Raw genomic sequence first — 14,565 nt, 5'->3', positions numbered from 1 at the left:
GTTCGGAGTCGGGGGACACGTTGCCCCCGGCGCCTGACCGGCCCAGCACCATGAAGGCTCTCACGGACCGGCTGCAACTCGACCGCGTGGGTCGGGAGGCGCTGGCCACCGCGACGCACGAGTTTGCGGCCCTGCGCACGTCGCTCACCTGGGCTGCCGACGCCCGCGCAGCCATGGTCACCGTGCTGGTGGCATTTCCTCTGTGCGTGGGGATCGCCGTCATGTCCGGCGCGCCGCCGCTCACCGGCGTCATCACGGGTGTGATCGGTGGCCTGCTCGTGGGTGCGATCTCGCAGTCGCCGCTTATGGTGACCGGTCCGGCCGCGGGGCTCGCGGCGATCACGATCAGCGCCACCGCGGCGCTGGGGTCGTACCGGGGGTTCCTCGCCGCCCTCGTGGTTGGCGGCGCGATGCAGGTGGTGCTCTCGATCGTTGGTGCCGGCGTGCTGGGCTACGTCGTCCCGCTTTCGGTCATCAAGGGTATGTTGGCGGCCATTGGCATCATTCTCGTTCTCAAACAGATCCCGCACGCTGTCGGCTACAGCGTCGACTTCGAGGGCGATGAGGCATTCCGCCAGCTGAACAACGAGAACACGTTCACCAGCGTCGTCACCGCGCTCGAAAGCATGCACCCCGGTGCGGTGAGCGTTACCGTCATTTCGCTGCTCCTGCTCATCGGGTGGTCCCGCACGACGACCGCCAGGCGATGGGTGCCGGGACCGCTGCTGATCGTGATCGTGGGGATCGCGCTCAACGCGCTCTTTGGCGCCTGGCGGCCGAGTTGGGCGCTGACCGGCGGCCAGCTCGTGCAGCTTCCCGACCTGACGTCGTGGGCCGCATTGGGTCCCGTGCTACAGCTGCCCGACTGGTCGGTGCTGCTGCGAGGCGAGGCGTGGCGCATCGGCCTGACGCTGGGGGTGGTCGCCAGCCTCGAGTCGCTGCTGGCGCTGAGCGCCACGAGCCGTATCGACCCTCATCGCCGGGAGCCCTCGACAAACCGTGAGCTGTTTGCGCAGGGCTTTGGCAACATGGTGTCTGGGCTCGTCGGGGGTCTGCCGCTGAGCGGCGTGGTCGTCCGCAGTGCGGTCAACATCGACGCGGGCGCAAGAACCAAGGCCGCGGTGATGATGCACGCGATCCTGCTGTTGCTCGCCGTCGTGCTGATTCCGTTCGCGCTCAATGCCATTCCGCTGGCGGTCCTTGCGGCGATCCTGCTGTACACCGGCTACCGTCTGGCGCATCCCACGCTCGTGGCGCACGTCTGGCGGCAGGGCTGGCGCCAGTTCACGCCGTTCCTGGTGACCGCGTTGGCGATCCTGTTCACGGACCTGCTGACGGGCATGGTCACCGGGCTCGCGGTCGGATTCCTGTTCGTATTCATTGAGCACCAGCGCTCGGCGGGCTTTTCCGTCGTGAGTCCACACGGTGCGGTCCTTACGCGCCTCCGGTTCAACGACACCGTGTCCTTTCTGCACAAGGCGTCGCTCGCCGAGACCCTCGAGGCCCTGCCGCCCGGCAGCCGGATCGAACTCGACGGCCGGTACGCGCGCCACCTCGATCATGACGTGCTCGAACTCATCCATGAGTTTCGGGAAACCGCCACGAGCCGTAAGATCGACTATCGCCTAGTCGGGATTCCCGACAGCACCATCATGCCGTCCCACCAGTCCTGACCGTGGAAGACCTGAAGCGCATTCTCGACAACAATCGCACCTTCGCCCGCGAGATCACCAAGAGCGATCCGGGCTTCTTTGGCCGCAACGCCGGAAAGCAGGAGCCGCATTTCCTGTTCATTGGCTGCGCTGACAGTCGTGTGCCGCTGGAGATGCTGACCGGCGTACTTCCCGGGGAGATGTTCGTGCACCGGAACATCGCCAACCAGGTCTATCCCGGCGACCTCAATATGCTGTCGGTGCTGCAGTATGCCGTTGAGGTGCTCGACGTGAAGCACGTGATCGTGTGCGGTCACCTGCAGTGCGGCGGCGTGGGCGCTGCGATGAGCGACAACACGTACGGACTGGTGGACCACTGGCTGGCCGGGGTGCGCGAAACGCGACGGCGGCACCAGGAGGAGCTCAGCGCGTGTGGCGCCGAGTCCGAGCGCTTCGAGCGGCTGGTGGAGCTCAACGTGCTGCGGCAGGTGCACAACCTTTCGCGCACGCCGATCGTGCAGGAGGCATGGAAGCGCGGAGCGCGCCCGGTGCTGCACGGGATGATTTACGGCCTGAGCGACGGCCTGCTCAAGGTGTTGATCAGCAACATCGACGGCTCGGAGGCGGTGCGTCGCGCGTTCGAGACGGAGCGCAAGCGGGTCGGCGATTAGCGGGAGGCATGACGTACCCAGCTTAAGTGACGGAATGGACAGTCGTGCATGTGGAGCGTCATCGCCCTCCGCCTGTGGCTGCTTGACAACGCAAGCCGCTGCGGATATTTGACCGTTGCTGGCACGGCGAGGGCCTCGGGGGATCCTGGCTTTGTTTCGGAGGGGGGCACGGGAATGAGTCAGGGTGGACAGGCAGGAGGTGAGGCCATCTGCGCGGCGCGCATCGGGGTGCTGACGGATCAGGCGACCTTCGCGCACGTGTCCGCGAGCGGCCGTGCGCTGGGGTTCGCGGGCTCTGAGCTCGCCCTGCTGGTCGCCTACGAGCATGTCTCGGGGCTCGAATGAGCCACGGCGCGCATCGTCAAGTTGGTCGGATCGGTCCCGTTGGTTGGGGCAGCAGGTCCCGCCCTGTCGCCGGAGTCCGAGACGTAGCCGGGAGTTGGTCGAGGCAACGGGCACGGGAAGAACTTTGAAGCCGTGTGCCTTCTTGGGCGGGAGCCCACGCTGTCCAGGGTTCCCGGTGAGCTCCAGCGGTTGTGTGCGCCCCGTCGAATGATGAGTCAAGGGAGAACCGGCAGTTGTGCGATCCGGTGCTTCGCAGCAGTCGCAAACCGCTCCGAAGTGGAGGCTTCAGCGATGCAAGGCAGGGCTTGGCTTCTCATTGGCCCAAACGTCGTAACGCTTATTGTGCTCGCGCTCATCAGCACTGGCGCGATCCTTCAGGCTGGCCCCTTTCGTCAGTTGGGCACTTGGGTGCACCCAGAGTGCCGCGCAATCGTCGTCCGCGCGATGTCGCCAACGGCTGCCGAGCAGGAGCCGCCCTCGGAGCGCTCGTCGTCGCTCTGTCAGGGACCGCGCGTTGGTGTTGCCGCCGTCCTCGTCCTCGCGACTCTGCTCCCGATCGCGCGGTTAGTAACGACGAGCAGGCAGCTCAGAAGAACGGCGAGCTACGCACGCTCACATCAACCCTCCGCGCCCAAACAATCTCAATAACGCTTCAGGCTGCCACGCCTACCACGGGAACAACGATCAGTGACGCGCCTCCTGGCTCCGTTGCCCTGGCGGTTCTGGTGGGTCGTAGCAACCGTTGCGACTGTCCCTGCCGCTACGCTTCCAGCTCAGAGTCCCTCTGGATCCCGCCTACCCGGAATGGACAGGAGCGACAGTGTGACGCTGCGTGAGTCGGGCGACACGGTCACCCTCTTCATCTGGCGTCCTGCAGGTATCGTCGATACGGCGCTGTTCCGAGTGCAAAGCGACTCTGTGTGGCGCCTTCGCCCTCGACCAACATTCCTCCCACCTCCTGTCGGCACTTTGGTTCGGATGTACCTCGACGAGAAACGTGAGGCAGCGAAGATTCGGAAGCGCCTTCCTCGGGGAGGACGTGGGACGTGACCGCGAGCTTCAACGGAAGCACGGTGTGGCTCACCTCATATGACCCCAGGGACGAGGGCACTAGGCGGCAGGTTGACTGTACGAGGCGGAGCCTTGCTTCTCGCGTTCCCCCATGCTCTCACATTGGGAAGCCCTGGCGAACACGAGCAGGGCGTCGGTGATCCTCATGCTGAAAGAGGACACGCGGATGGCCCTGATGCGCCAGATGATTCCAGTTTCCGGTGTGATGCGCAACTGGCCAACGTCCGCCGTTCCCAGCGAGCACGTGCTCTTGAATGGGCGCGTTGTCATCAGCGCGCTCGGGCTCCCAGATATGCGTCGGGCCGCGCTGGCGAGCCGCTTGACGCACTGCAAAGTGGCATCGCCCTCCTTGTTCCTTGCGCGATGGTCGCTGCCGCTTCGTGCGATGGCCATCATGAGCAGGGGCGCCCGCCGTCTCCGCACGAATCGGCGCGACTCACTCGCTGGCAATGGCGGTAGGGATCGTTCGGCGCGTCATGGCCAGGGGTGGATGCTCAGAGTCTCGAGGTCGTCATCGTTGCGCTGAGCCACGTAGACCCTTCGTTCGCCGAATCCGACGATCCTCGCCCTGGCGGGGAGCTGCAGCTGCCGCACACGCGAGCCGGATCGATCAAACACATCCACCAGTGTTCCGCGAGACGATGCAAGCGCAGAACGCTCAACAAGGAGCTGTCCCTCAGGACTTGCCATCAGGGCGCTTCCGAGGAATGGCGGCATTTCCGCCGGCCACTCGGGGAAGTCCGTCGGTACCCAGACGGGCCCGGTATAGCCCGGCACGAGCCACTCGCGGGCAATCGCACTCTGCTTGTAGGCCTCGGTGACCCGCGGCATGACTTCCTGATGTGCTCCCGCGACGACGACGCCCGCGGGCGAAACCCAGTCGACACGGTAGGGCGATGTTCTCGCCACCGCCAGCCAGCCGTCACGCATCAGCACGCTCTGCTCATCGATCGCCAGCGGGTTGCGCAGGAAGTACGCCGTCGTGCCGCGTCGAACGATCGTGTTTCCCCGACGCACACGGATCGTGCCGATGGTATCGAGCCTTAGGTGTCCGGCTCGCGCGGTGACGACGAAGCGCGTTTGCGCGCTCGTGGGCTGTCTCATCACGTAGGACATCGGCGGCTCCCCCGACAGCGACGCGACGCGACCGAGGCGATCGGCCCCGACGATGTCGACACCGAGCAGGCGCACCAGATCGTTATCGGGCCCCATCGTGCGGACGACCCGGTCACCCGCCAGGAGGATCCAGCGTCTCAGCTGCGTGTCCACAACCAGCGACGAGTCCAGGCCGAGGGACACCACAAACGCGGGGTAGCGATACTCACCCGGTCCCTCCCCCTGGCGGCCAATGGGGCCCGTGCGGCCTGATGATGGATCCACCCAAAGCACGGCTCGGACCCCGCGGTCAACGACAATGATTCGACCGTCGGGCAGTTCGCGCACACCACGTACGTCGGTGAACTCGTACGCGAGGTGACCGCTCGCCGGTCGCAGCGTTGCCACGGGTTGCGCCTGTGCACAAAGAAGCGACGAGAAGCAAACGCACAGCAGGTGTGGTATCACGGTCGATCTCACGGTCTCTCCCGACTCGTGCGCTTCGGCGTCCGCCCCACCGGGATGTCATCAAACATCTCCCGGATCTGGCCTGAATCGACGGAACCTCTCACGCGCCAACCATTGATGAACATCGTCGGTGTCGCGGTGACCGCAAGGCGAGTTCCCAGGTCGCGCCCCACCTCAATGCGAGGAAATGGATGCGCTCCTCCCATGCACACAGATGAGACTTTGCTGTCCGGCACTCCCGAGCGCGCAGCGAACTCGCCTCATGTGGCGCGGCGTACTGCATGCGAGTGAGAATCGTTGACGCCCGGCGCGTGGCCAGGGAACCCTGCGGCGACCAGCGCAGCGGCGACGGCAAGACCGCCGCAAGACGCGCCGACTCCTCGCGCGTCAACGCCTTCGCCGAGTTCCTGAAATGCGTACGGGCCGCCACCTCCGCGCCGAACACCCCGTCACCCCACTCCGCCAGGTTGAGACAGATGTCGAGGATGCGATCCTTCGACAGACAAGCCTCGAGCACGAGCGACAAATGCGCCTCTTACCCCTTCCGCACGAACCCGCCCCTCCCACAGGAACAGGTTCTTCGCCACCTGCTGCGCAGTGGTAGACGCACCGCGCAACCGCCGCCCGCGCTTCGCCTTCTCCAGCGCCTCTTGATCTCCGTGAGATCGAACCCAAAGTGCAGGCAAAGCGTCGCCCTCGCTGGCGAGCACGGCCCGCCGTAGGTGGTTTCAAATTGCGTCGTGCGACACCACTCGCGGCGCGGATACACCGGGCGCGCCGCGAAGCGGGTGTGTGCCCGCCGGCACGCTACCTCCGGAACCTCGGGCTCGATGGGTACGGTGGCGAGCGGCGTGAGACAGGCTGAGGTTGCCGTTGACGCACTCGTGTCGCATCATCGTGATTGACCTCAGAAAGCGTCGCCTGCAGACTCGCTGGTGCACGGCCTGACAACAGGCCAAGCATCGGGGATGAGTCGTGGCGCGCATCATCGCCTCGGTCGCGATGGTCTGAGACGGCCTGAAGTCGGTGCAACTCCTGGCTGCTCACCCCGTGGAGGGACTTGGCTTGGAATGTCATGAAGACTCGCGCGCGCCTCACATCAAGGAGGTACCTCATGCGCAGAATGTTCAGGATCACCGCATCGCTGCTCGTGCTCGCTTCGATCGCGCCCTCGACCGCATCGGCTCAGGGGATGATGGGCTGCCTGTGGACGTACGATGGCTGCATTTGTTCCGGCATCGGCAGCTGCGCGGGGTCGAACTGCACGCCGACCGGCTGGTGCGGATAGCAACTGTCAGGCATCTCGCGACCTGCGTCTCGAGATGCCTGCCGCGCCGGGGCCGCGCGAAGACTCGGCAAGCTCTGACCGGAGCCGTGTTGCTTGCAGCGGCTTGTGGTGGTAGCAAGGCAGAGGACCGTTCTCCGCGCCCGGGCCTGGTGGCGCTCGACAGCATTGTACTGCAGGAATCGGAGTCCGCGTTCGTTGCCGAGCCCTCTGGGTTCGCCATCGGTCCCGATGGCTCTTTCCTCATTGCGGATCGGCGAAACGGCGTTCTCCATCGCTTCGCCCGTGATGGCCGTCGGCTCGCTGCCATTGGGAGGCGAGGTCCGGGCCCGGACGAGTGGTCGCGCGGCCCGTTCGTCGTGAAGGTGAGCGAGTCACAGGTCGGGGTTAGCGACGGATCGCGACACAAGACCTTGGCATTCCCTTCTGGCACCGTCTTGTCGGAGGCATCGAGGCCTGCAGGCTCCAGTTTCCTGGCGATGGGCGGCAGCGCCGCGTTCTTCCGCTTGATCGACCGTGGCGCCCGGACCACCGTCGAGAGGGTTGTCGGCAGCGAGCGGGTACACGGCGGGCCGTTCACCTCGATGATGGGGCGATCTCTTGCGGTCGACAACATGCTGTCATTTCTGGCGCTAGTGCCTCTCGACACGTCGCGCGTTGCGGTCATGGTCCAGAATTCGGACTTCCTCTACTTCGGGCCGCTGACGGGCCCCTTTGACAGCATCGCTGTACCGGTGAAGTCCAGGCGTGGGGCGATGCCGGAGCTGGTCAACGGTGTGACGGACGATGACCCTGCGTCTCAGCAGCGAGCCGCGTATCAGCCTTCGTATCCCTTCCTTCTCGCTCGCACGGGGGATCCATCGATCCTGGCGCTGACGTCAGTCGACCAAACCTTTGCCTCCAATCGAATGACCGGGCGCCTGTGGCTGTCGCTCGTTGACCTCCAGCGTCGCCGGGCGTGCAGCGATGCGTCGCTCACTCTCATCACAGACCCCCAACCGTGGGTAGACGTCGTGGGAGATACGGTGTTCCTCCTCCTGCAGGCCGTAGAGCCCGCGGGAGCGCCAACGACGATCGTTCAGGCCAAGCGGATCGACTCGTCTGCGTGCTGGCGAGACTGACGCGATGCCCTCGGTGCGTTTACGGCTCACAAGGGGATGTTGGGGGCACTCGCTGCGGTGAGCTGCGGCAACGGAAATGAGGCCTCGCTGCTGGGTCAACGACTCTACGACGGCCGAACGATTGCGTCAGCGGTCGCCACCTCCACGGCCAGTGCGAACATGGTTCTGGTGTACGAGGCGGAAATGTGCTTCTCGTGCTCCACAATGTTCTCACGTTGGGAAGCCCTCGCGAATGACGGGAGCGTCTCGCTGTTCCTCATGCTTGACAAGGCCCCGAAACAAGACACGAAGATGGCCCTGCAGCGGCAGCGGATTCCCGTATCCGGAGTAGTGCGCGACTGGCCGAGTAGCGACATCCCCAGCGAGCACCTGATTGTGAACGGCCGCGTTGTCATGAGCGCAATCGGACTCTCGAGCATACGCAGGGTCGCGATGTGGGACAGCGTTGACGACATTCTGTCGCGAATGCAACGCTCCCCGGCCAAGTAGCTTCGAGCGCGCACGCCGAAATGGAGCATTCTGAATCGACCCGGGATTCCCGGAGGCCCCTTCCTGGGGTGGGTGCTGAGGTCTCGAGGTCGTCATCCGTGCGCTGAACCACGTAGATCATTCGTTCACCAGCTCCGACGATCCTCGCCCTGGCTGGGAGCTGCAGTTGCCACGAGCGCAGCAGCAGACGACCCACGGTCGAATGGCCGGCGAGCTTCTTGGCTCAGCGTTTGCTCCTGCGCGTTGGAGCAGGCGGCGCTTCGCGCGGTGCGGCGTACTGCATCCGCGCAAGAATCGTCGATGCCCGCCGCGTGGCCAGCGAACCCCGCGGCGACCAGCGCAAGGGCGACGGCAGCACCGCGGCCAGGCGCGCCGACTCCTCGCGCGTCAACGCCTTCGCCGACTTCCTGAAATGCGTGCGCGCAGCCATCTCCGCGCCAAACACCCCGTCGCCCCACTCCGCCAGGTTGAGATAGATGTCGAGGATGCGGTCCTTCGACAGGCACGTCTCCAGCACCAGGGTCAGGTACGCCTCGTATCCCTTCCGCACAAACGACCGCCCCTCCCACAGAAACAGGTTCTTCGCCACCTGCTGCGTGATGGTCGAGGCGCCGCGGAGTCGCCGGCCACGCCTGGCCTTCTCCAGCGCCTTCTCGATCTCCGTCAGGTCAAAACCGTAATGCAGGTAGAATCGGTCGTCCTCGCTGGCCAGGACCGCTCGCCGCAGATGGTCCGAGATCGCGTCGTGCGCCACCACATCGCGCCGAGGATACACCGGACGCTTGCCCGCCATGAGGCGCTGTACCGCTCGACGCAGCATCACCATCGTAGTGAACGGCTGCACAAAGTTGAGCGGAAGCGCGAGCACCACTGGCCCGATCAAGAGGACCGCGGCGGCAATGAGCGCAATGCGCCACAGGCGGCGGAGGAGCCCGGTCTTCACGCGCGAAAACTGGCCAGGCGAAGCCAGGGCGGGGAGGGGGCCACTCCGACCAATGGTTCCCTGCCGCGCGGCGTATCGGCCCTGGTCTCTACCTGCTCGAGCGAGAGGCATGGAGCCCCCCCGCGCGTGGGGGTATCATCCGGCATGCGCCTCCGCACCCTTCTCCGCTTGGTCGCGTTCCTCGCGATGCTGGCCCCCTCGTTCGTGTCGGCCCAGGGGCCGCGCGTGCGCACGGGTCTCGAAGTGCTCCTCAGCGATTCCCTGCACCTCGTGCGCGGCAAACGCGTCGGGCTGATCACCAACCACACGGGCGTTGGGCCGATGGGCCGCAGCACCGTCGACCTGCTGTTCCGCGCCCCGGGTGTGAAACTCACGGCGCTTTACGGCCCCGAACACGGCATCCGTGGCGTGGCGCGAGCCGGGGACCACATCGCGTCGTCCGTGGACTCGGCGACCGGTGTCCCCGTCTACTCACTCTACGGCGACACGCGCATCCCGACAGCGGACATGCTCAAGGACGTCGACGTGCTCGTGTTCGACATCCAGGAGGTCGGCGCGCGCGTCTACACCTACCCGTGGACGATGGCCCTCGCCGCCGAGGCGGCAAAGAAGCCGTTCATCGTGCTCGATCGGCCAAACCTCATTCGCGGTGACCGTATCGAAGGCGGCGTCCTCGACCCGAAGTTCCGCTCATTTGTGGGCCAGTACCCGGTGGCGATGCGCTACGGACTCACGATCGGCGAACTGGCCAACTACCTCGTGAAGTCCGGGCAGGTCAAGGCCGACCTCACCGTGGTGCCGATGCAGAACTACCGCCCCACCATGTGGTGGAACGAAACGGGACTGGGCTGGATCAATCCGTCTCCCAACATCCGCTCCGGCGACGCCGCGGTGATCTACACGGGCACGGTGTTCTTCGAAGGCACCAACCTCAATGAAGGGCGCGGCATGCAGATGCCCTTCCAGATGGTCGGGGCGTCGTGGCTCACCGACGCCGGTGCGATCGCGAAGGAACTCAACGCGAAGAACATCCCGGGTGTCGTGTTCGACTCGACGAGCCAGCGCGTCGAGGCCGGCTTCAAGTTCGGCGGCGAAACGGTGCCCGTCCTGGTGGTCGTCGTGAGCGATCGCGAGCTGGTCAAGCCGCATGTGGTGGGCCTGCACATGTTGCGCGCCATCTATCGCCGGCACCCGACCGACTTCAAGTGGCGCGAAAGCGCGATCGACCGACTGGCCGGCTCTGACCGACTGCGCAAGGCGGTCGAAACCGAAGGTGGGGTCGAAGCGCTGATCCCGATCCTCGACCGGGAGTCGGCCGCGTTCGCGGAGCAGGTCAAGGCGTTCCGCCTGTATCGATAGGGCGCGGCGGCGGCGTAAGGCCCGGTCAGGTGAGGCGCCGCCGCCCAGGCCCCTGGGGGTGGCCATGAAACCCCCCCGGCGACGCGCGCGTATGCCTCGAAACCATGTCGATTTACGAAGCCATACGCCTCGCGCTTGCCCAGATCAGGGCTCAGAAGCTCAAAAGCTTCTTCACCCTGCTCGGCGTCACGATCGGCGTGATGTTCCTGATCGCGATCGTCTCGATCGTGAGCGGCATGGGGCGCTTCATGGAAGACGACCTCGTCGGCAAGCTCATCCCCAAGAACTCCTTCGAGTTGCGGCGTCGGCCCAACATCACCATGGGCGACATCGACGACTCCGAGTGGCGGGAATGGAACGCGCGACCCCGACTGCGGGAAGCGGACATCAAGCCCGTGCTGGACGAGCTGCCGGCGACTGCCTCGTGGGCGTACTACTCCGAGGACAACGCAACCGTCGAGTCGCGCTACGCCAGACCGCGTGAGATCAGCCTGACCGTAGTGGACGGCGACTGGTTCGCCCAGAAGAACATGGGCCTCTCGGCGGGCCGCTTCCCGACGGCACAGGAGTACGACCTGGGCTCCCCGGTCGTGGTCATCGGGCAGGACCTCAATGACCACTTCTTCAAGGGGCTCGACCCGATCGGACGCGAACTCAAGATCGGCAGCATTCCCTATCAGGTAATCGGCGTGGCCGAGAAGCAGGGCAGCGCCTTCGGGATTTCGCTCGACAAGTTTGCCGTGGCGCCCTACAAGACGCCGGCGCGGCGACTGGTGAACGCACCGGGAATCATCGACGGCATCATCATCAAGTTGCCTGACGAGCTGCAGATGCAGGCGACGATGGAAGACATCCGCCAGTTCATGCGGGCGCACCGCGGGCTCCGACCGTCGCAGAAAGACAACTTCTCCCTCCAGACCTCCGATAGCGCGCTCGAGTTCTGGAACAAGATCCAGGGATTCCTGGTGATGGCGGGCATCGCGCTCCCGGCGATCGGCCTGCTCGTGGGTTCGATCGTGATCATGAACATCATGCTCGTGGCGGTCGCCGAGCGAACGCGGGAGATCGGCGTGCGCAAGGCGCTGGGCGCCCGGCGGCGCGACATCCTCTCGCAGTTCCTCGTCGAGTCCACCACGCTCGCCGTGATCGGTGCCTCGCTCGGGATCGCGGTCGGGTTCGGCCTCGCCCGACTGATCGCCGCCGTCTCGCCGCTGCCCACGGCGGTGGAAACCTGGTCGGTGGTCGTGGCGGTGCTGGTGGGCGGTGGTGTGGGTATCATCAGCGGCGTGTACCCGGCGAGCCGCGCCTCGCGCCTCGACCCCGTGGCCGCGCTGCGGCAGGAGTAGACATGGCGCTGGGTTCGCGCATCTCCGGCCTCTTCGAGGGTGTGGTCATCGCCATCGATGCGCTCCGCGCCAATCGCGTGCGGGCAGCGCTCACGATCCTCGGCATCGCGATCGGCGTGTTCGTGGTCGTGGTGATGTCGGCCGCGATCCACGGCATCAACCGGGGCGTGGCCTCGGAGTTCGAGAAGGCCGGCCCCACGACGTTCTTCGTCAATCGCTTTCCGATTTCGCTCGAGGCCTGCGACGACACCGGCGACACGTGCAAGTGGCGGAACAACCCTCCGTTGCGAGTCAGCGAGGCGGCAAGCATCCGGCGGCTGCCCAGCATTCAGGGCGTCAACGTCAGCAGCGGCGCCAACGCCGCCATGAAATACTTCGACCGCCAGCTTCCCTCCGCTCGCGTGTCGGCGACCACTTCCGACTGGCTCGAGACCAGCGGCGGCGACATCATCGAGGGGCGCAACTTCACGCCGGCCGAAGACATGAACTCGGCGCGCGTGCTCGTGATCAACGAAGAAATGAAGAAGCGCCTGTTCGGCGAGGAGAGCGACCCGCTGGGCAAGGTCGTCACGGTGAATCGGTCACCGTTCGAAGTCATCGGCGTGTTCAAGGGTGGCGGCGACTTCATGAGCAGCCCGAGCCCCCGTGCCTACGTGCCGTTCAGCACCGGCAGCAAGTACCTGAACATCTGGATCGAGTGGATCGACTTCACCGTCAAACCGCGCGCTGGCTTTACGCGCGACGAAGCCGTCGACGATGTCGTCGCCACGCTGCGCTCCTCGCGCGGGCTGCGTCCCTCGCAGGACAACACATTCGCGGTCTTCACGCAGGACAAGCTGTTCGAGACGTGGGGCAAGATGACGGGCGTGTTCTTCCTCGTCATGCTGACGCTCTCGGGGATCGGCCTGATCGTGGGCGGCGTGGGCGTCGTGGCGATCATGATGATCAGCGTCACCGAGCGCACGCGCGAGATCGGCGTGCGCAAGGCGCTGGGCGCCACACGAGGCATCATCCTGTGGCAGTTCCTGGTCGAAGCCGCCACGCTCACCGCGATCGGCGCGATGGTGGGACTGGTGATGGGCGCACTCGTGTCCCTGATCATCCGCAGCGCCACGCCGCTCCAGGCGTCCATTCCGCCAGGCGCGATTGTCGCGGCGCTGCTGGCCAGCGGCCTGACGGGCATTCTGTTCGGCCTCTTTCCCGCCTCGCGCGCCGCGCGGCTCGACCCGATCGACGCGCTGCGCTACGAGTAGAGGGCGGCGCGCCTAACTCGCCTTTGCCACCGCCGGCTGCTTGCTCGTCGGCATCTGCTCCGCGGCCCACTGCACACACTCGGAGTACAGCGTCGGCAGGTGCGCGGCATCGAGCCCGATGCGCGCGCCTGCCTCCGACGCCGACTCCCACAGTCCGAGTTCGTAGGACTCCACCACGACCAACGGGTCGGCGTAGGGACCGGTGCGGTCGAGCAGGGCCTGCTTCACCTCGTCGCTGAGGCTCACGCGCTCGAGCACCTCTGACATCGGCATCCGGAAGACCGCGTCGAGCAACGAGAACAGCCCCATCAGGAAGAGCGTCCCCTTGTCCAGGCCCGTGGCCGGAAGGGCGAGCTGCTCGCAGAACCTGGCGCGCTGCACGGCCTGCCGGATCAACTCGTCGTCCACGCCACGCTTGCCGGTGCGCGAAGTGGCCGACGCCAGCGCCAGCCAACGAATGACGTTGTCGCGCCCCACCAGGCGCAGCGCGTGCGGAATGGACGTGATTCCGCGCCCACCCAGCGCCGCCGAGTTCACGATGCGCAGCAATTGATACGTGATGCCGGGGTCGGCGCTGATGACGCGTTCCAGCTCCCGCTCCGACGTCTTCGGGTCGCGAGCCAGCGCGAGCAGCCGCAACGCCGCCGCGGTCGACGTGGGAATCTCCGCGGCCGGCAGCGGCTCCGGGCGGCTGAAGTGCGGCCCCTGGAAGATCTCGAACCCGAGTTCCACACAAGCCCGGTGCAGCTTGGCGTCGAGCACGTGGTCGGCGACCACCCGCTTTTGCTGGCGCTTGAGGGCGCTCACCAGCGAGCCGAGCACGCTCGGATCCTGAACGCGCAGGTCGATGCGCACCATCGCCGCCAGCTGCAACAGGCGGAGAATCGGTGCCCCCGGCGCCTTGGGCAGCTCGAACTCGTCCAGCACCACCCGCACGCCTCGGCGCGACAGCGCGGCGACCCGCTCCACCACCTCGTCGTCTGCCCCTACCTCCGGGGGAATCAGCACGACCAGGGCCTGCGGTTCCGGCGTATCGAAGATCCCGTCGACGAGCTGCGGGCGTGAAGCGCGCACCCAGGCCGGGAGGCCCGAGCGAAGGAACTCGAACGACCCGCTCATGTAACTTCTTGCAAACGGGTCACTTCCGTCATCCGACGGCCTGAAACGCAGCTCGTATCCGACCGCAGAATCGCTGCGGTCGAAGACGGGCTGGCGGACGAGGAAGATGTCGGACATGGGTTGATGGCACGGAGTCGGCGTTCTCAGTATCGGACGACGCCGCCCGACACTGCAGAACGGCGTTCGCGTCTCGGGACGACCCGTGTGTCAGAAACGCAGTCCACGCCCCCGGTGATGTGTCGCTCACGTGACGCTTGCACGTCATGTTCTGGGCTCGTCTGACTTGCCCGCTGGCCGGGCCATTACCTTGCAGCGCCCGGGAATCGCGAGTCGGCCAAAACGACCGAT

The 14,565-nt window shown here is 65.8% G+C and carries 11 protein-coding genes and 1 pseudogene; 8 read left to right on the top strand and 4 right to left on the bottom strand.

Annotation, left to right across the window (positions count from 1 at the left end):
- Window positions 1–50 precede the first annotated feature (50 nt).
- From IT361_09920 to IT361_09910, 3 genes are all read left to right on the top strand, one after another.
- On the top strand, window positions 51–1,673 hold the full coding sequence (locus IT361_09920; protein ID MCC6317995.1) for a SulP family inorganic anion transporter: 1,623 nt from the start codon (window positions 51–53) through the stop codon (window positions 1,671–1,673).
- 2 nt (window positions 1,674–1,675) lie between these two features.
- A complete protein-coding gene (locus IT361_09915) occupies window positions 1,676–2,323 on the top strand; it encodes a carbonic anhydrase (GenBank protein MCC6317994.1) in 648 nt (215 codons plus the stop codon).
- Window positions 2,324–2,497: 174 nt separating this feature from the next.
- Window positions 2,498–2,668, top strand: a complete 171-nt coding sequence (locus IT361_09910; GenBank protein ID MCC6317993.1) for a hypothetical protein — start codon at window positions 2,498–2,500, stop codon at window positions 2,666–2,668.
- Between the two features lie 1,545 nt (window positions 2,669–4,213).
- On the opposite strand, the gene IT361_09905 is transcribed toward IT361_09910, so the two are convergent.
- Window positions 4,214–5,242 (bottom strand): hypothetical protein, encoded by a 1,029-nt coding sequence (locus IT361_09905; GenBank protein MCC6317992.1) that lies wholly within the window; start codon window positions 5,240–5,242, stop codon window positions 4,214–4,216.
- A 160-nt stretch (window positions 5,243–5,402) separates the two neighbouring features.
- Window positions 5,403–6,012, bottom strand: a pseudogene (locus tag IT361_09900) (transglycosylase domain-containing protein).
- Window positions 6,013–6,352: 340 nt separating this feature from the next.
- Here IT361_09900 and IT361_09895 point away from each other — a divergent pair.
- Window positions 6,353–7,708 (top strand): hypothetical protein, encoded by a 1,356-nt coding sequence (locus IT361_09895; GenBank protein ID MCC6317991.1) that lies wholly within the window; start codon window positions 6,353–6,355, stop codon window positions 7,706–7,708.
- Between the two features lie 36 nt (window positions 7,709–7,744).
- Entirely contained in the window at window positions 7,745–8,197 is a 453-nt protein-coding gene (locus IT361_09890) for a hypothetical protein (protein MCC6317990.1), read from the top strand.
- Window positions 8,198–8,420: 223 nt separating this feature from the next.
- On the opposite strand, the gene mtgA is transcribed toward IT361_09890, so the two are convergent.
- Window positions 8,421–9,140 carry a monofunctional biosynthetic peptidoglycan transglycosylase gene (gene mtgA, locus IT361_09885; GenBank protein MCC6317989.1) on the bottom strand — a complete coding sequence of 240 codons (720 nt, stop codon included), beginning with the start codon at window positions 9,138–9,140 and terminating at the stop codon, window positions 8,421–8,423.
- A 144-nt stretch (window positions 9,141–9,284) separates the two neighbouring features.
- Between mtgA and IT361_09880 the strand changes: the two genes are divergently transcribed.
- The 3 genes from IT361_09880 (at window position 9,285) to IT361_09870 (ending at window position 13,098) form a co-directional block, all read left to right on the top strand.
- A complete protein-coding gene (locus IT361_09880; GenBank protein MCC6317988.1) occupies window positions 9,285–10,499 on the top strand; it encodes a DUF1343 domain-containing protein in 1,215 nt (404 codons plus the stop codon).
- A gap of 104 nt (window positions 10,500–10,603) precedes the next feature.
- A complete protein-coding gene (locus IT361_09875) occupies window positions 10,604–11,845 on the top strand; it encodes an ABC transporter permease (protein MCC6317987.1) in 1,242 nt (413 codons plus the stop codon).
- Window positions 11,846–11,847: 2 nt separating this feature from the next.
- Window positions 11,848–13,098: an ABC transporter permease gene (locus IT361_09870; protein MCC6317986.1), complete on the top strand. Its 1,251-nt coding sequence runs from the start codon at window positions 11,848–11,850 to the stop codon at window positions 13,096–13,098.
- A gap of 12 nt (window positions 13,099–13,110) precedes the next feature.
- On the opposite strand, the gene IT361_09865 is transcribed toward IT361_09870, so the two are convergent.
- Window positions 13,111–14,334, bottom strand: a complete 1,224-nt coding sequence (locus IT361_09865; GenBank protein ID MCC6317985.1) for an HDOD domain-containing protein — start codon at window positions 14,332–14,334, stop codon at window positions 13,111–13,113.
- Window positions 14,335–14,565: the final 231 nt, after the last annotated feature.

This window comes from Gemmatimonadaceae bacterium (assembly GCA_020846935.1).
Lineage (GTDB): Bacteria > Gemmatimonadota > Gemmatimonadetes > Gemmatimonadales > Gemmatimonadaceae > RBC101.
The sequence above is the reverse complement of the archived record's forward strand: the minus strand, read 5'-3'. Positions and strand labels throughout refer to the sequence as shown.

Excerpts from the sequence above, each read along its gene's own strand:
- IT361_09870 (MCC6317986.1), top strand. The coding sequence starts at position 11,848 with ATGGCGCTGGGTTCGCGCATCTCCGGCCTCTTCGAGGGTGTGGTCATC.
- IT361_09920 (MCC6317995.1), top strand. The coding sequence starts at position 51 with ATGAAGGCTCTCACGGACCGGCTGCAACTCGACCGCGTGGGTCGGGAG.
- IT361_09880 (MCC6317988.1), top strand. The coding sequence starts at position 9,285 with ATGCGCCTCCGCACCCTTCTCCGCTTGGTCGCGTTCCTCGCGATGCTG.
- IT361_09865 (MCC6317985.1), bottom strand. The coding sequence starts at position 14,334 with ATGTCCGACATCTTCCTCGTCCGCCAGCCCGTCTTCGACCGCAGCGAT.
- IT361_09910 (MCC6317993.1), top strand. The coding sequence starts at position 2,498 with ATGAGTCAGGGTGGACAGGCAGGAGGTGAGGCCATCTGCGCGGCGCGC.
- IT361_09875 (MCC6317987.1), top strand. The coding sequence starts at position 10,604 with ATGTCGATTTACGAAGCCATACGCCTCGCGCTTGCCCAGATCAGGGCT.
- IT361_09890 (MCC6317990.1), top strand. The coding sequence starts at position 7,745 with ATGTTGGGGGCACTCGCTGCGGTGAGCTGCGGCAACGGAAATGAGGCC.